The organism is Comamonas testosteroni (genome assembly GCF_014076415.1).
GTDB lineage: Bacteria > Pseudomonadota > Gammaproteobacteria > Burkholderiales > Burkholderiaceae_C > Comamonas > Comamonas testosteroni_F.
In genome coordinates, this window is sequence record NZ_CP043568.1 from 5,316,525 (window position 1) to 5,332,621 (window position 16,097).

At 63.0% G+C, this 16,097-nt stretch carries 16 protein-coding genes; 8 read left to right on the forward strand and 8 right to left on the reverse strand.

Features of this window, described 5'->3' with window-relative positions:
• Positions 1 to 158 precede the first annotated feature (158 nt).
• Positions 159 to 839, forward strand: a complete 681-nt coding sequence (locus F0P97_RS24485) for a Fe2+-dependent dioxygenase (RefSeq protein WP_182284686.1) — start codon at positions 159 to 161, stop codon at positions 837 to 839.
• 28 nt (positions 840 to 867) lie between these two features.
• Here the strand turns inward: F0P97_RS24485 and F0P97_RS24490 are convergent, their stop codons facing one another.
• From F0P97_RS24490 to F0P97_RS24500, 3 genes are all read right to left on the reverse strand, one after another.
• Positions 868 to 1,440, reverse strand: coding sequence for a DUF4124 domain-containing protein (locus F0P97_RS24490; RefSeq protein WP_182284687.1), 573 nt, complete (start codon positions 1,438 to 1,440; stop codon positions 868 to 870).
• A 209-nt stretch (positions 1,441 to 1,649) separates the two neighbouring features.
• Positions 1,650 to 3,833, reverse strand: coding sequence for a TonB-dependent receptor domain-containing protein (locus F0P97_RS24495; RefSeq protein ID WP_182284688.1), 2,184 nt, complete (start codon positions 3,831 to 3,833; stop codon positions 1,650 to 1,652).
• 356 nt (positions 3,834 to 4,189) lie between these two features.
• Entirely contained in the window at positions 4,190 to 6,169 is a 1,980-nt protein-coding gene (locus tag F0P97_RS24500) for a lytic transglycosylase domain-containing protein (protein ID WP_182284689.1), read from the reverse strand.
• A gap of 15 nt (positions 6,170 to 6,184) precedes the next feature.
• Here F0P97_RS24500 and F0P97_RS24505 point away from each other — a divergent pair, with 15 nt between their 5' ends.
• Together F0P97_RS24505 and F0P97_RS24510 are read left to right on the forward strand one after the other, a co-directional pair.
• A complete protein-coding gene (locus F0P97_RS24505) occupies positions 6,185 to 6,757 on the forward strand; it encodes a 5-formyltetrahydrofolate cyclo-ligase (protein WP_054073811.1) in 573 nt (190 codons plus the stop codon).
• A gap of 27 nt (positions 6,758 to 6,784) precedes the next feature.
• Positions 6,785 to 7,045 carry a hypothetical protein gene (locus F0P97_RS24510; RefSeq protein WP_012839944.1) on the forward strand — a complete coding sequence of 87 codons (261 nt, stop codon included), beginning with the start codon at positions 6,785 to 6,787 and terminating at the stop codon, positions 7,043 to 7,045.
• 117 nt (positions 7,046 to 7,162) lie between these two features.
• On the opposite strand, the gene queC is transcribed toward F0P97_RS24510, so the two are convergent.
• Complete coding sequence (gene queC, locus F0P97_RS24515) at positions 7,163 to 7,927, reverse strand: 7-cyano-7-deazaguanine synthase QueC (RefSeq protein WP_182284690.1); 765 nt, start codon at positions 7,925 to 7,927, stop codon at positions 7,163 to 7,165.
• 115 nt (positions 7,928 to 8,042) lie between these two features.
• Here queC and F0P97_RS24520 point away from each other — a divergent pair, with 115 nt between their 5' ends.
• Positions 8,043 to 8,723 (forward strand): glutathione S-transferase family protein, encoded by a 681-nt coding sequence (locus F0P97_RS24520; RefSeq protein ID WP_182284691.1) that lies wholly within the window; start codon positions 8,043 to 8,045, stop codon positions 8,721 to 8,723.
• Positions 8,724 to 8,782: 59 nt separating this feature from the next.
• Positions 8,783 to 10,045, forward strand: coding sequence for a multifunctional CCA addition/repair protein (locus F0P97_RS24525; RefSeq protein WP_182284692.1), 1,263 nt, complete (start codon positions 8,783 to 8,785; stop codon positions 10,043 to 10,045).
• A gap of 36 nt (positions 10,046 to 10,081) precedes the next feature.
• Here the strand turns inward: F0P97_RS24525 and F0P97_RS24530 are convergent.
• Positions 10,082 to 10,830, reverse strand: a protein-coding gene (locus F0P97_RS24530; RefSeq protein WP_420093890.1) for an IS5 family transposase whose coding sequence is annotated in 2 segments (ribosomal slippage) — positions 10,082 to 10,503 and positions 10,503 to 10,830 — 750 coding nt in all. Because the reading frame shifts where the segments join, the coding sequence is not laid out codon by codon here.
• A 271-nt stretch (positions 10,831 to 11,101) separates the two neighbouring features.
• On the opposite strand from F0P97_RS24530, the gene adhP reads away from it, so the two are divergent.
• Positions 11,102 to 12,136: an alcohol dehydrogenase AdhP gene (gene adhP / locus F0P97_RS24535; protein WP_182284693.1), complete on the forward strand. Its 1,035-nt coding sequence runs from the start codon at positions 11,102 to 11,104 to the stop codon at positions 12,134 to 12,136.
• 47 nt (positions 12,137 to 12,183) lie between these two features.
• Here the strand turns inward: adhP and trxC are convergent, their stop codons facing one another.
• Together trxC and F0P97_RS24545 are read right to left on the reverse strand one after the other, a co-directional pair.
• Positions 12,184 to 12,618 (reverse strand): thioredoxin TrxC, encoded by a 435-nt coding sequence (gene trxC, locus F0P97_RS24540; protein WP_182284694.1) that lies wholly within the window; start codon positions 12,616 to 12,618, stop codon positions 12,184 to 12,186.
• A gap of 120 nt (positions 12,619 to 12,738) precedes the next feature.
• On the reverse strand, positions 12,739 to 12,939 hold the full coding sequence (locus tag F0P97_RS24545) for a DUF2905 domain-containing protein (protein ID WP_012839950.1): 201 nt from the start codon (positions 12,937 to 12,939) through the stop codon (positions 12,739 to 12,741).
• Between the two features lie 176 nt (positions 12,940 to 13,115).
• Between F0P97_RS24545 and F0P97_RS24550 the strand changes: the two genes are divergently transcribed.
• Positions 13,116 to 14,006 (forward strand): hypothetical protein, encoded by an 891-nt coding sequence (locus tag F0P97_RS24550; RefSeq protein WP_182284695.1) that lies wholly within the window; start codon positions 13,116 to 13,118, stop codon positions 14,004 to 14,006.
• A 165-nt stretch (positions 14,007 to 14,171) separates the two neighbouring features.
• Here the strand turns inward: F0P97_RS24550 and F0P97_RS24555 are convergent, their stop codons facing one another.
• Positions 14,172 to 15,299 (reverse strand): class I SAM-dependent methyltransferase, encoded by a 1,128-nt coding sequence (locus F0P97_RS24555; RefSeq protein ID WP_182284696.1) that lies wholly within the window; start codon positions 15,297 to 15,299, stop codon positions 14,172 to 14,174.
• Positions 15,300 to 15,308: 9 nt separating this feature from the next.
• Between F0P97_RS24555 and F0P97_RS24560 the strand changes: the two genes are divergently transcribed.
• Positions 15,309 to 16,094, forward strand: coding sequence for an SDR family oxidoreductase (locus F0P97_RS24560; protein ID WP_182284697.1), 786 nt, complete (start codon positions 15,309 to 15,311; stop codon positions 16,092 to 16,094).
• Positions 16,095 to 16,097 lie beyond the last annotated feature (3 nt).

Below are 16,097 nucleotides of genomic sequence, written 5' to 3' on the forward strand. Positions count from 1 at the left end.
TCTGGCGCTGAGCGCCGGAGGGGGACGACAGCCTCGCTGCGCGGCGGCGCTTGCTCGCTGTCTCTTGCCTGGATCGCGCCGTCTTCAGCGACAGCGATCCACTTTCCGACTTGCAGCCTCGCCCAAGCGGGGCTTCTCCATTTCAAAGAATTCTCACCATGATGCTGCATATCCCCCATGTCCTGAGCCGCGAGCAGGTCGCCAGCATGCGTGCCGCCATCGATGCCGCGGACTGGGTCGACGGCCGCGCCACCGTGGGCAGCCAGGGCGCCCAGGTCAAGCGCAACCGGCAACTGCCCGAGCACTCGCCCGTGGCCCAGGAGCAGGGCCGCATCATCTTGCAGGCGCTGGCAGCCAGCCCGCTGTTCTTCAGCGCCGCCCTGCCCGCGCGCACCATGCCGCCGCTGTTCAACCGCTACAGCGACAGCGAAACCTACGGCCTGCATGTGGACGGCGCGGCACGCCGGGTCGCGGGCTCCGAGCAGTGGCTGCGCACCGATGTGTCCTGCACGCTGTTTCTCTGCGAGCCCGAGGACTACGAGGGCGGCGAGCTGGTCGTGGTCGACACCTACGGCACGCACGAGGTCAAGCTGCCTGCGGGCGATCTCATCCTCTACCCCTCCACCAGCCTGCACCGGGTCGAGCCCGTGACTCGCGGCGAGCGGGTCTGCTCCTTTTTCTGGGCCCAGAGCATGGTGCGCGACGACGCGCGCCGGGCCCTGCTGTTCGAGATGGATCAGGCCATCACCGGCCTGCGCGGGAAATTCGGCGAAACCGGGGAGACCGTGAGTCTGACCGGCCACTATCACAACCTGTTGCGGATGTGGGCCGAAACCTGAGAACGTGTTCTAGAACCGGCTGAACTGCTCAGGGCTTGTGCTTTTCGGCGCAGCCGACCAGGTGGTTGTGCATGCTGGTCATGCACTGGTACATATCGCGCGAGCGTCCCGTGGCGGCCTTGCAGTCGCTGACCGTGGCCTGCGAGCGCAGCTTCACGAAGTTGCCCGCCGAGCTGTCGTACTGGGCCTGGGTGATATAGCCGCCCCTGAGATTTTTCTGGCCGTTTTCCAGCATGGTCTCGATCTGGCTGCGGATGTTGTCCACCGCCAGCGCGCAGTTCAGCGCCACTTCCTTGCCATCGACCTTTCTCAGGCCCTGGGCCAGACCGTCGGCCATTTCCTGAGCGCCCTTGGGCAGCTTCCTGGTGCCGTCTGGATTGCGAGTCTCAGGTCCTTCGCCAAAGCGCCCCGCGCCCGCACCCGAGCTGCCGTTGGGCGAGACCTTGACCCGCGATGCATCCGCCTGCTGCGGAGGCAACTGCGAGCCGTAATGCGTCTGCCCCTGCGCATCCACCCATTTGTAGACTGGCTGTGCCATCAGGGCACCGGCCCAGACCAGTCCCAGCGTGGCGATGAACACGCGGACTCTTGCTGCTGACATTGCGTCTTTCTCCCTCACTCGGTATGGGTCTGCCATGCGCAGAACCGATATTTGTAAAGAAGTGTAACCAATAATCAGGGATATAAAAACAGGAGCTGCCTGCGCTTTTTCACCTTTGATTTCATACATAAAACAGTTTGAAATCGATGAGTGAAAGGCGCTGACAGCTCCTGATTCAAAAGCTCATGTCGCTCGTGAAGCGCTCAGCCTCAGAACTTCATGTTCGCCGTGATCCAGAAGGTACGCCCGGCCTGGGTCACACCGGACACCGAGGAGCCGCCCTGGAAATAGCTGTTCACCCAGGTCGGCGTGCCGTTGATGCTCACCTGCTGGTACTTGCGGAAATCCTTGTCGAACAGATTGAAGATGCTGGCGTTGATGCTCAGGCTCTTGTTGACCTGATAGCTGCCGCCCAGATGGAACAGCGCATAGCCCTTGATATCGCCCACGGCATCGAACACGGCCTTGTTGGCGGAGCTCAGATTGTCGTAGGAGCCGCTGAAGCGCGGGCTCTTGCTGCGGTACTCGCCGCGTGCCCACAGGCGCCACTGGCCGGTCGGCGTCCAGTCCAGCTGGGCGCTGGCTATGTGCTTGGCGGTGTTCGCCAGCTGGCCGTTCTTGCGGCCTCCCTCGATCACCTCGCTGTTGGTCCAGGTGTAGCCGGCCTTGACGGCCCAGTCCTTGGCCAGCTGGACGCGGCTGCTCAGCTCCAGACCCCAGGTCTTGGCCTTGTCCACGTTGATGGAGTAATCGGCCGTGGGGTTGAAGGCGCAGCTGGAGATGGCCGAAGTCAGGCAGGAGCCGCCAGAGGCGATCTTGTCCTTGACATCGTTGTGGAAGAAGGTGGCCGCGCTGGTCCAGCCTGCCTTGTTGTCGAACAGGGCCGACAGCTCCACATTGGTGCTGGTCTCGGGCTTGAGGTTGGGGTTGCCGATATTGATGGTCTGGCCCTGGCCGCTAATGCCGCTGACACCGTCGATCAGCTGATTCAGGCGCGGAGCCTTGAAGCCCTGGCTCACGCCGCCCTTGAAGGTCCAGTTCGTCGTCGCATCCCAGACCAGATAGGCCCGCGGGCTGAACTGGCCGCCAAAGGCGTCATGGTGGTCATAGCGGCCGCCCAGCGTGGCGGTCAGGCCCTGACGCAGGCGCCACTCGTCTTCCACGAACAGCGCCCACATGGTCTGCTTGTGGCTTTGCGGCAGCAGGCCGTCCTTGAGCTTGGCATCCCAGAACTGGCCGCCCACGGTCAGCATATGGGCATCGCCCACGGGCGCCACCAGCTTGCTGTCCAGCACCAGATTGGTGGTCTTCAACTCGCGATCGGCGCCAGCACGCGGGTCGCCCTTGGGCACCGAAGCGCCGGGAATGGTGCGGCCAATGGTCTCGGTTTCGGTGTGCATCAGGCTGCTTTCCAGCGTGCCGAAGCCCAGACGGCCGGTATGACCGATGCTGATCTGATCGCGGTTGAAGCGCAGGGCGTCGCGGTAGCCGGGCAGCTTGCTGGGGTCGGTGATGACCGCATCACGGCTGCCCAGACGGCCATCTTCGTTGTTGTACCAGGTGCGGCCCTGATCCACATCCAGCCAGATGTCGTGATAGCGGTTGGGCGTCAGCGTCAGCTTGACACCCAGGCTGTGCTGGCGGCTTTGAGCCGGCGCGGGGTTGCGTGCCTGTGCGGGCTGGGCGGCGCCAGGGGCCAGCACCCAGTCGGAAGCATCGCGGTTGAAGGTGCTGCCGCGCACGGCCAGGCCCAGCACGTCCTGCTTGATGGGGCCGTTGATGTAGAAGCTGCTCTTGTACTGATTGCCCCATTCGCTGTCTTGCGGAATGCCGGCGCCCACGCTGACTTCGCCGCCCCACTCCTTGCTGACCTTGCGCGTGATGATGTTGATCACGCCGCCCATGGCGTCCGAGCCATAGAGCGTGGACATGGGGCCGCGAATGACTTCAATACGCTCGATGGCCGACATGGGCGGCATGAAGCTGGTCAGTGCGGCGCCGAAGCCGTTGGGCGTGACGTCGCCCGCCACGTTCTGGCGGCGCCCGTCGATCAGGATCAGCGTGTAGTCGCTGGGCATGCCGCGAATGCTGATATCGAGACCGCCGGTCTTGCCGGTGCCGCCCATCACATCAATGCCTTCCACGCCCTGCAGGGCTTCGGCCAGATCGCGGAAGTTCTTGGTCTCAAGCTCCTGGCGCGTCACGACGGAGATGGAGGCCGGGGCATTTTTCAGCTCCTGCTCGAAGCCGGAGGCCGAGACCACCACCTCCTCCATGGTGGACTCCCTGGCTTGGGCAAAAGCATTGCCCGCACATGCGGCGGCAGCGGCCAGGGCCAGTAGACGGGGTTGCCAGCGAATATGGCGGGCGCGGCTGAAAGCTGCGTTGGACATGATGACTCCTCGGCCTGCCTCGGGCAGGTCGTTCACAGATACGGGTAGGAAGCGGCGGCCCGGTGGGCCTTCTGGACAGCTGGCAGGCAGCTAAAGGGAGACAAAGCCGAGGTTGTATGTGACGTTATGGGCTCTGACGGTTGCAATTATGTACTTTTGTAAACGCAAACCAATCTCATTCGCCATCTGTTTGTAGGTTATTTGCCTACATGAGACTTTGCGTGCTATTTCACGCGCGCCTCGGCGCGGGTCTTGTTTGAGCACTTGAAGCATTCAATAAAAAAGCGCTCTGCACCTTTCAGGCAGAGCGCTTTTCACTATCATCAAATGAGCAATCAGCTCATCAAGACACCCGCCTATGGCAAGTCCTTCATGGTCTCGGGATCATTGGCCGGGCGCGGGCCTATGGTGCCCAGTCGGCTTTTGAGCGACTGTGGCTGGCCGGTGATCAGCGCCGCATAGTTGGTGGTGTTGGAGAGCACCTTCTTCACATAGTCGCGGGTCTCGCTGAAGGGTACGTTTTCGGCCCAGATGGCGGCATCCAGCGTGGGGCCGTTGCGCCAGTTGCGCGGGCGGCCCGGGCCGGCGTTGTAACCCGCGGCAGCCAGCGCCATCGAACCCTCGAAGTCGTCCAGCGCCAGCTTGAGATAGGAGGTGCCGATGGTGATATTGGTGTCGCGGTCGTTGATCATGTCGGGGGTGAAGCCCGTCATGCCGATCTTTCTGGCCGTCCAGCGCGCCGTGGCCGGCATCACCTGCATCAGCCCCGAAGCGCCCACGCCCGAGCGGGCATCCATGATGAAGCGGCTCTCCTGACGGATCAGGCCATAGACATAGGCCGGGTCCAGCCCGATATTGCGCGACTTGGCCAGCACCGTATCGTGATAGGGCATGGGAAAGCGCTGCTTCCAGTCGGCAAAGGTCTTGGTGCGCTCGCTGGTGTTGATGCAGCGATCCCAGACCTGGCGCTCGCAGGCCAGATCGGCGGCCGCATACAGTTCGCGATCTTCCATGCCGCCGGGCTGGTGCAGATTGGTGGAATAGTTCCACTCGCGCACGCCTTCGCTGCGCAGTCCCATGCCGATGGCATACAGGCTGCGGCTCAGGCCTGGGTTGCTGCGCGCCGCCGCCTTTTCCTGCGCCGTCAACGGCGCGGGCGCGGGCGGCACGGTGATGCGCTGCCCGATTTCCTCCAGCGCCAGCTGCTCGTAAAAGCTGTGGCTGCCGGCCGTGTCCTCCAGCAGCTGGCGGGCTTCGGCTTTTTCCTCGGCATTGGGGCGGCCCGCCAGCATGGCTTTGGCTTTCCAGTAGGACCAGGTCGGGTCGGTGCGCTCCGGCCCCATGGCGTCGATGGCTCGGCGCACGGCCTTCCAGTCGCCGGCGCGCAACGCGGCACGGGCCTTCCAGCCCAGCAGGTCGTCGCTCAGGTCCTCGTTGCGGCGCACCTTGCCGAAATAGCTATTGGCATCGGGCGAGAGCTTGAAGGCAGCCTGCTTGCCGGCCACGGCCCAGGCCCAGTTGCGCTCCTCGCCGTTGAGCTGGGCACCCCAGCCACCGTCGATCTGCGTGGCTGCCGCATCGGGGTCGCTGGCCGCCATGCGGATCAGCGCCAGCAGGGCCAGCTCCTTGCGCTCGCGGCCGCGCGCCTTGCTCTGGCCTGACAGGTATTTGGCGGGCGAGGCAAACACCTGCGCCACCTGGTCGGCGGCCTCGGGGGCGACTATGGCGACCGCATCACGGGCAGCCTTCTGGCGATTGTTTTCGGTGGCCACACGGGCACGGCGCCAGACATCGGCGTCGGTGATCAGCTTGTTCGCATACAGCTGGCCGGCGGCCGTGGTGCAGCCGTCATCGGCATCCTTCTGTGCCAGCCACAGATCGCGTACCTGCTGGCCCACATTGGGCGCGCCCCGGCCTTGCAAGGCATCGGCCAGCAAGGCGTAGCAGGTGACGGACCTGTCGTCGCGCATGCGGAACCTGGGATAGACCTGGCTGAAGGTGTTCCAGTCGCGCTGCTTGCCCAGCAGCAGCAGCCAGTCGTTGCGCAGGCGGTCTTCCTGGTAGGTACCGGCATAGCGGTTCAGAAAGCCCTGGATTTCATCGGGCGATGCGCTCTCCAGCCGGTTCTTGAGTTCCCAGTAAGCGGCCCAAGGTTCGAGAGGGTGGCCGGCAGCCTGGGGCAGGAGCTGGGTCAGCGCCGTCTGATTGCGGCTGCGGAATGCTTTTTGCATATCCAGCAACACGGCGTCGCCCGGGTTTTGTGCCTGCGCAAACGGAGCAGCTACAGTCAACAGGGAAGCCGCACAAAGCGGTGTCAAAATCTTCAGCCAGTGCATGGAGGAAATTATCCGATGGACAAAGCAGCGTTACGCCGCAAGTTGATTGAACTGCGCCTCAACCTTCCAGATCGCCTGCAACGCGCCGATGCGCTGCAGCAGGTGATGCGCTTTTGGCTGATGGAGCGGCCCGATACCGTGATTGGTGCCTACTGGCCCATCAAGGGTGAATTCGATCCGCTGCCAGCCCTGCATCGCTGGAAGGAAGATGGCGAGCTACAGGGTACTCCACAAAGGCGCAGAATCGGGCTGCCGGTGATAGACAAACAGCGCAAGACGCTGAGTTTTCACGCCTGGTACCCCGGTTGCCCGATGGAGGAGGACGCCTATGGCATTCCCAAGCCCAAGGATACCGAACTGCTGGTGCCCACGCTGCTGTTTGTCCCCTGCGTAGGCTACGCGGCCGGCGGCTACCGCCTCGGCTATGGCGGCGGCTTCTATGACCGCACGCTGGCCGAGCTGAGCCCGCGCCCCTTCACCGTGGGTCTGGGCTACACCAATGGCTATGTCGATGACTTCCAGCCCGAGGCCCATGACCTGCCGCTGGACGCCATCCTCAACGACAACGGCGTGGTCTGGCCTGTCTAACCCTTGAATCGCTTTGATCGCTTTGCCATGAGTCGTCCCCGCAAGAACATTCCCCAGCGCCGCTACCGCCAGCGCCCGCCACTGACCGTGATGCAGCTGCCGCTCACGCACCCCGAGGTGCTGCGGCTGCAAGCACATATGCGCCGCCATGGCGCGCTCGGCCTGACACCGCGCCAGCACGATGCCATCTGGGACTTTCTGTTCGAGCGCCCGGAAAGCCAGGCCTGGCTCAGCCAGATGACGGCACAGATCCAGGCCGGACAGATCGCCACGCGCCCCAGCGCCTGAGTCGGGCCGACATCGTGAATGCTCCTCATTGAGGAGCGTTTACCGCTTTCATTCAAAGGACTTCATAGCTTTTTCAGCCTGAAGTCCTTTTTGATAAAGCACAAGCAGCTATCGATTTCAGGACGCCGACTGGCTGGCGCGCCAGTTCCGCCAGCCCGATGCACGCAGCTCGCAGGCCGGGCAGCTGCCGCAGCCATAGCCCCAGTCGTGCAGCACATCACGCGTGCCCTGGTAGCAGGTGTGGGTCTCGGTGCGAATCAGCTCCACCAGCTCGCTGCCGCCCAGATCATGGGCCAGCTGCCAGGTCTGGGCCTTGTCCAGCCACATCAGCGGCGTATCGATGCGCAGCCGGCGCTCCAGGCCCAGGTTCAGCGCCAGCTGCTGGGCCTTCATGGTGTCGTCGCGACAATCGGGATAGCCCGAGTAATCGGTCTCGCAGACTCCGGTGACGATCACCGTCAGGCCGCGCCGATAGGCCAGCGCGCCGGCCAGCGTCAGAAACAGCAGATTGCGGCCCGGCACAAAGGTGTTGGGCAGGCCGTCGGCCTGCATGGCAAAAGCCACATCCTCGGTCAGGGACGAGCCGCCGATCTGCTTGAGCACGTCGAGCGACAGCACATGGTCCTCGCCCAGACGCGGCGCCCACTGGGGAAAGCGCTGAGCCAGCTGCTCGCGCACGCCGGCGCGCACCTGCATCTCCACGCTGTGGCGCTGGCCGTAGTCAAAGCCCAGCGTCTCCACACGCTCGAACATGGCCAGGGCCTGGGCCAGGCAGGTGGTCGAGTCCTGGCCGCCCGAGAACAGCACCAGCGCGCCCTTGTGGTGACCGGCCCCGGCCACCTGAGCGGCCGGGCTTGCAGAAGAAATCGAAGTATTTGCCATAGTGCTGCAATTACATCATCCGCCGCGCCGCCCAGGCGTGACTGGGGAATCAAAACACACAGACCGCCAGGCCCAAGCTTGATAAGCTGCTCGGCAAATCACACAGGAGTCCGCCATGAAGCTCTATATCGGCAACAAGAATTACTCGTCCTGGTCCATGCGCCCCTGGGTGCTGATGCGCCAAAGCGGCATCAGCTTCGAAGAGCTCACACTGCGCTTTGACAGCTTTGCGCCCGACTCCAGCTTCAAGCTGCAGGCGCTGGCACTCGCACCCACCGGCAAGGTGCCACTGCTGGTCGATGAGGGACTGATCATCTGGGACAGCCTGGCCATCTGCGAATACCTGGCCGAGCGTTTTCCGGAAAAGCATCTATGGCCGCAGACCGTGGCCCAGCGCGCCCGCGCACGCAGTCTGGTGGCGCAGATGCACAGCGGCTTCGGTGCGCTGCGCAGCCTCTGCCCCATGAATATCGAAGCCCAGCTGCAGGAGACGGGCGCCCGGCTCTGGGCCGAGCATGCCGATCTGCGCAGCGATGTCCAGCAGCTCGAAGAACTCTGGACCCCGCTGCTGAGTATCGCCAGCGGCCCCATGCTGTTCGGCCAGTTCAGCATTGCCGACGCCTTTTTTGCGCCGGTCTGCATGCGCATCAACAGCTACGGCCTGCCGACCTCGGCCCCGGTACGCGCCTATATACAGCGCATCACCCAGCTGCCCGCCACCCAGGAATGGATTCAGGCGGCTCTGGCCGAGCAGGACTTTCTGCAGTTCGAAGAGCCTTATCGCCAGCAGCGCTGAGTCCGTAATCCCGCAATCGCGGTATCTGCACGCCGGCTCGCAGCCACTACCATTGCAGCATGAGTGAATTCAAGGTTTTCAAGGTAGGCGGCGCAGTGCGCGATGCATTGCTGGGCCTGCCCGTCAACGATACGGACTGGGTGGTGGTCGGCGCCACGCCGGAGCAGATGAGCGCGCGCGGCTTCGTGCCCGTGGGGCGCGACTTTCCGGTGTTTCTGCACCCCCAGACCCATGAGGAATATGCGCTGGCGCGCACCGAGCGCAAGAACGGCATGGGCTATCGCGGCTTTGTGGTCCACACCGCCGCCGATGTGACGCTGGAAGAAGACCTGGCGCGGCGTGATCTCACCATCAACTCCATCGCCGCTCCCGCAGACTGGACAGGCAACGGCGACCTCAAAGACCTGGTGGATCCCTACCACGGCCAGCAGGATCTCAAGGATCGCGTACTGCGCCATGTGACCGATGCCTTCCGCGAAGACCCGGTACGCATTCTGCGTCTGGCCCGCTTTGCGGCGCGCTTCACCGATTTCTCCGTTGCGCCCGAGACCATGGAGCTCATGCGCGAGATGGTGGCGGCCGGCGAGGTCGATGCCCTGGTGCCCGAGCGCGTGTGGCAGGAAATCAGCCGCGGCCTGTTGGAGCCACAGCCCTCGCGCATGTTCGACATGCTTCGCGAATGCGGAGCTCTGGCCCGGCTGCTGCCCGAACTCGACAAGCTCTGGGGCGTGCCCCAGCGCGCCGAATACCACCCCGAGATCGACTGCGGCATACATGCCATGATGGTGCTGGACATGTCGGCCCGCTTGCAGGCACCGCTGTCCGTGCGTTTTGCCTGCCTCTGCCATGACTTCGGCAAGGGCAGCACGCCGGCCGATGTGCTGCCCCGCCATATCGGCCACGAACAGCGCAGCGCCCGCCTGCTGCTGCAGGTCTGCGAGCGCTGGCGCGTGCCCAACGACTGCAAGGAGCTGGCCGAGGTCGTGGCGCGCGAGCATGGCAACATCCACCGCAGCCACGAACTCAATGCCGCCGCCCTGCTGCGCCTGCTCGAGCGCTGCGATGCCATACGCAAGCCCCAGCGCTTCGAGGAAGCACTGCAGGCCTGCGAATGCGACGCGCGCGGACGCCAGGGCTTTGAAGAGGCTGCCTATCCGCAGCGCCAGCGCCTGGGCAATGCCCTGAAGGCGGCGCTTGCCGTGGAAACCGGTCCGGTCGCCCAGGCCGCAGCGCAGCGCGGCCTCAAGGGCAAGGCCATTGGCGACGCAGTGAGCAAGGCGCGCGAGCAGGCGATTGCCGCCTATCTGGAAAGTGGTACCTAGCAGTCCGCGCACCGAGGTGCTAGGACGTGTTGAGATTTAACGTGAATTGATCACAGCCGATGCCAGCGTGATGACAGCAGCGAAGCTGCTGTCTGTCTTGTCGCTGCGCATTGCAATGCGCTTGAACTCCTTGAGCTTGCAAAAGAAGTTCTCGATCAAGTGCCGCCACTTGTAGACCTCTATATCAATCTGCAAGGGCGCTCGACGATTGGCCTTTTGTGCAATCACCACTTGGCAACCCTGTGCCAGCAAGTGTTGCTTCAGCCAGTCTGCGTCAAACGCTTTGTCGGCCAGCAATGTCCGCAGGTCTATGCCTTCGAGCAGCTGTTCTACACCTTGAAGATCATGCCGTTGGCCTGGCAGCAACACAAATCGGATCAAGTTTCCAAGGGCATCCGTCAGCGCCAATATCTTGGTGGTCAAACCACCTCGACTGCGACCTATGGCCTGGCTCGCAGACCCCCTTTTGCACCCTGTCCATGCCTGTGCACTCGCACAATCGTTGCATCCACCATCACGTATTCCATGTCCGGTTGATCGCTGACCGCGTCAAACAGCTTTTGAAAGACATCAGCTTTGACCCAGTCGCGAAACCGTTTGAAGACGGTGTTCCACTTGCCAAATTCAGGCGGCAGATCTCGCCAAGGGCTACCTGTACGCGCAACCCAAAGCACTGCTTCCAAGAACAGTCGATTGTTGGAGCCACTGCGTCCTCGATCCCCAATCTTCCCTAAACACAATGGGCTCATACGAGCCCATTGTTCATCTGTCAAAACGTATCGCATCACAGCGCGATTGTGACGCCACCCCGGAAGGTAAAAATCAAATCTCAACAGACCCTAGCGACAGGGATGGGCGCGGCTTGAGTTAAGTCAAAGAAGGTAAGCTGCAGCCATTGCACAGTACGAGATGGCCGCGACGGTTCGCTCCGCCAGGGCCATGCAGCGGGTCACGAAACCGGCTGCAACACCCATGCCATACCGGCATGGTTCTTTGACAGGCAAGTGTCCGGCCTACAGGTCTGGGCCTTGCCTTCTACTTCAAGGAGGTGCTCTGATGTCCTTACCCCAGACCATGAAAGCCGCCGTGGTGCGTTCCTTCGGGAAGCCGCTCACGATTGAAGAAATGCCGGTGCCCCGACCGACAGACGATCAGATCCTGGTCAAGATCGCTGCTTCCGGCGTCTGCCATACCGATCTGCATGCGGCCGAAGGCGACTGGCCCGTCAAGCCTCATCCGCCCTTCATTCCCGGCCATGAGGGCGTGGGCCATGTGGCTGCGGTGGGCAAGAACGTCAAGCATGTCAAGGAAGGTGATCGCGTGGGCGTGCCCTGGCTGCACAGCGCCTGCGGCTTCTGCCGCCACTGCATAGGCGGCTGGGAAACCTTGTGCGAATCTCAGACCAATACCGGCTATTCGGTCAACGGCGGCTTTGCCGATTACGCACTGGCCGACCCCAACTATGTGGGCCATCTGCCGTCGAATGTGGGTTTTGTCGATATCGCTCCCGTGCTCTGCGCCGGGGTCACGGTGTACAAGGGCCTGAAAGTCACCGACGCCAAGCCCGGCGACTGGGTGGTGATTTCGGGCATCGGCGGTCTGGGCCATATGGCCGTGCAATATGCCAAGGCCATGGGCTTCAACGTCGCGGCCGTCGACATCGATGACAGCAAGCTCGCTCTGGCACGTCAGCTGGGCGCCACCGTCACCGTCAACGCCATGAATACCGACCCGGCGGCCTATCTGCAAAGAGAGATCGAAGGTGCCCATGGCGTGCTGGTCACCGCCGTGTCCCCCAAGGCTTTCGAGCAGGCGCTGGGCATGGTGCGCCGCGGGGGCACGATTTCGCTCAACGGCCTGCCGCCCGGCGACTTTCCGCTGCCGATCTTCTCCATGGTGCTCAAGGGCATCACGGTACGCGGCTCCATCGTCGGCACGCGCCTGGACCTGCAGGAGTCGCTGGACTTTGCTGCTCAGGGCAAGGTCAAGGCCACCGTATCCACCGACAAGCTGGAAAACATCAACGACATCTTTGCCCGCATGCACGAAGGCAAGATCGAAGGCCGCGTGGTGCTGGACATCGCCGCCTGAGAGTCCGACCGGCCCCTAGCCGGGGCCGGCTCCCGCGAAACCGCCGCTCAGATCACCGAACGCACCCAGCGCACGATCTCCGAGGCCGGCAGGGCCCCGGAGATGCGGGCCAGTTCCCGGCCTTCCTTGAAGATCACCATGGTCGGAATGCTGCGTATGCCCAGCGGTGCTGCGGCCTGTGGATAAGCCTCGGTATCGAGCTTGGCCAGCTGCGCCTGCCCCGCCAGTTGCTGGGCCGCCTGGGCAAAGGCCGGAGCCATCATGCGGCAGGGGCCGCACCAGGGAGCCCAGAAATCCACGACCACGGGCAACTGGCTGCGCCCGGTGTGCCGGGCAAAGCTGTCGTTGTCCAGGGCCACGGGCTCGCCCGTCACCAGCGCCTGATGGCAGTTGCCGCAATCGGGCTGATTGCCCAGCTGGTCGCTGGCGATGCGATTGGTGGTGTGGCAATGAGGGCAGACGTAGTGCAGGGATTCGGACACAGGGGCAACCTTTCTTTGGCAATGCCTGACGGTGCCAGCAGGCACTGCTCGGGCTCAGGTCGTATGTGCAGCCAAAGCCTGCAGATTCAAGTCGGCCCGCCTCAAAACGTGTTTACGTTCTCAGAGCTTCACAAAGCGGGCAATCAGCGCCGCCACCACGCTGAGCAGCACGGTGCTGGCCACGGGCAGAAAGAATTCCTTGCCGAACAGCCTAAAGCGGAAGTCGCCGGGCAGACGCCCCAGCCCTATGCGCTGCAGCCAGCCGTGCAGCCCGTTGACGAGCAACAGGGCCAGAAAAATGACGATCAACCAGCGAATCATGGTGCGAAGTGTACGAGCTGCAGGCTCGCAGCGTGGCGCCTGGCCTGCTCAACGGCGTCACAGCGCGGACATAAAGCCGACCTAAATTGCAACAGTCCGAACGGGAACGGCTTCAAAAACAACATGCAGAGATGCACGCCCGTTTTTCAGCCCCTTTACGACTAAAGACGCATTTCATGCAAAACCCATCCCGGCTTTCCCTGGCACCCACTGTTGCGCTGGCTCTGGCCTTGAGTGCATGCAGCACATCGCCCACTACGACGGCAAACAGCAGCAAGATCGACAACAGCGCACTGGCGAGCACCCAGTTCCGCCAGCATCAGACCACCTATGGGCTGGTGTACCGGCTGCCGGCTGACGCCATGGCCATCATGGACAGCCAGGTCACCCCGGTGGTCAGCGAGCAGTTGCACAAGCTCAAGCTCACGCAAGAAGCCAATACCTTCAATCTGCCCCATATCACCGTAGTGCACATCCACAGTGCAGATCCCGGGACTCCGCAGAAAATGCTGATGGCCCTGCCCGCATTGCCTCCCGTGCTCAAGGACGTGCAGCTCAAGACCTTCTACACCACGGAAGCGGCCAAGGGAGCTGGCAAGCCCTGGTGGCTGGATCTGGGTGTGGTCAAGTCGGGGGCGGCCTATACGTCCATGATGGATTTCAATACCCGCGCCACCACGGCCATGGCTCCGCTGCGAGACGGTCCGCTGCCGCGCGTCACCGGCCCGGTCTATGCCAGGATGAGCGATTCCGCCAAGACCATGGTGCAGACCGCAGGCGTGAGCGGCATCAATCAGCTGCAGAACGACAAGCTGGTCAGCAGCCACAATCCGCACAACACCCTGGTTTATAGCGAAACGCCTTTCACCCCCGAAATCGAACGCGCCATGAACGACACCACCTCTCGTCTCAATCGCGTTTTGCCTGCAGGCTTCACCACCACGCTCGATACGCTGTCTGTGGTGGAGTTGAGCTTTTCCGGCAATGTGCTGCGCGAGATCTATCGCATCAACCTGTCCGACGGCAAAGCCTATGACGTGCGCAACGGCAGCCCGGTCAGCCGCTGATCGCAAAACACAAAGGTTTCAAGCCTCCAGCCCAGAAAAAATAAGCGCCAGTAGCTATCAATTTGATAAAAACTGGCGCACTCCAAGCCAGAGACAACAAGCAAGCGCCGCCGCGCAGCGAGGTTCTCGTCCCCCTTGGGGGAAGCGGCGCAGCCGCTCAGGGGGTTACAACCGATATGTGCGGTCGCCCTGCACAAAGCCCAGCGGCGTCCAGGGCTCCACGCCCTTGGACAGGGCAACGACCTTGAACAGCTCACCCATCTCGTGCTCCATGACCAGCTTGGAGGCCATGGAGCGGGCCTTGATGCCGGCAGCATCGAGCCTGGGCGCAAGTCCGCAGTTGATGAGAAAGTGCGCCTGGTTGGTATAGCCCAGCACGTCGAAGCCCGCATCCTGGGCCGCCACGGCCGTGCCCGTGAAATTGACGTGTGCCGTGATGTCCTTGAGGCCGACCAGCACCAGCGGATCGTTGTCCACCTGATGCTGGTAATGGCAGACCAGGGTCCCCATATGGCGCTGCTCGTGGTAGTACTCGCTCTCGCCGAAGCCGTAATCGATGAAGAAGGCGGCACCGCGAACCAGACGCTCGCCCAGGGTGTGGATAAATGCCTCGCCCTGGCGGTGGATTTCGGTCAGGAAATCATGCGGGCCGCCGATATCCACAGGCGGGCGCAGTTCGGTGGGACGGTCCTCCCAGGCAAAGGCCGCTTCATCGCCGTCACCGCCAAGCACCACGCCGCGCTCATGCCATTGGCCCCTGGTGCGCTGCAACAGCTGCACCGGCATCGCATCCAGCACCTCGTTGCCGATGATCACGCCTTCCATGGCCTCGGGCAGTGCATCCACCCAGCGCACCAGATGCTCGTACCTGGCCAGCGCCAGTTTCTGGCGCGCGCGCAGCGTGCCCGATAGATCGACGATGGTGTAGCGCTCGGGCAACGCGCCCTGAGCCGCCAGCTCATCAAGGATCTGCAGCGCCAGCGCGCCCGTGCCGGCGCCGAACTCCCAGATCTCGCGGGTATTCGTTTTTTGTAGCGCTTCCCGCAACTGGGACGCCACCAGTTGGCCAAAAATAGGTGAAATTTCAGGCGCCGTCACAAAGTCACTGCCCGACTCCGGCATGGCGCCGAACTTGGCCGTTTCGTTGGCGTAATAGCCCAGGCCCGGCGCATAGAGCGCCAGCTCCATGAAGCGGTCGAAAGGCAGCCAGCCGCCCACGGCAGCAATCTCCTTGGCAATGCGGGATTGCAAGGCGCTCGTTAAACTTGAGGGTTCTGTCGTCACAACCCGCATTTTCCACGAATGTCCTCACCCGCCCAACCACGCACAGTATTGGTGACCGGTTCCGCCCGTCGCCTTGGTCGTGACATGGCCCTGGCCCTGGCCCGCGCGGGCTGGCAAGTGGCTGTGCACTATCGCGATTCCCACGAGCAAGCCATGCAGACCGTGGCTTCCTGCGCGCAGTTGTCGGGTGACAGCGCGGCTTTTGACGCGGACTTCTTTGACGAGGACTCGGTGCGCTCGCTGGTGCCGCGTGTGGTGGAGCGCTTTGGCCGCATCGACGCCGTGGTCAATAACGCCTCGCTGTTCGAACATGACGATGCCCAGAGCTTCAGCTATGTGGCGCTGGAAGCGCATCTGCGCAGCAACACGGGCGCGCCCATATTGCTGTCCCAGGCTCTGCACGCCCATGTGCAGGAGCGCGTGGCGGCAGGCGAAGAGTCCGCCCAGGGCGTCGTGGTCAATGTGCTGGACCAGAAGCTCTGGAACCAGAACCCCGATTTCCTGAGCTACACCCTCTCCAAGGCGGCTCTGGAAGCCGCCAACACCATGCTGGCCCTGGCGCTGGCTCCGCGCGTGCGCGTGGTGGGAGTGGCGCCGGGCCTGACGCTGACCAGCCATATGCTGAGCCAGGAAAAATTCGAGGCCCTGCACGCCATGAGCCCGCTGGGACGCTCCTCCTCGCCCGAGGACATTGCCGCCGCCGTGTGCTTTGCACTGGAAAACCGATCCATGACGGGCACCACCATGCTGGTGGACGGCGGCCAACATTTACAGCGCTTCGAGCGCGATTTTTCGATGATGTGAGCC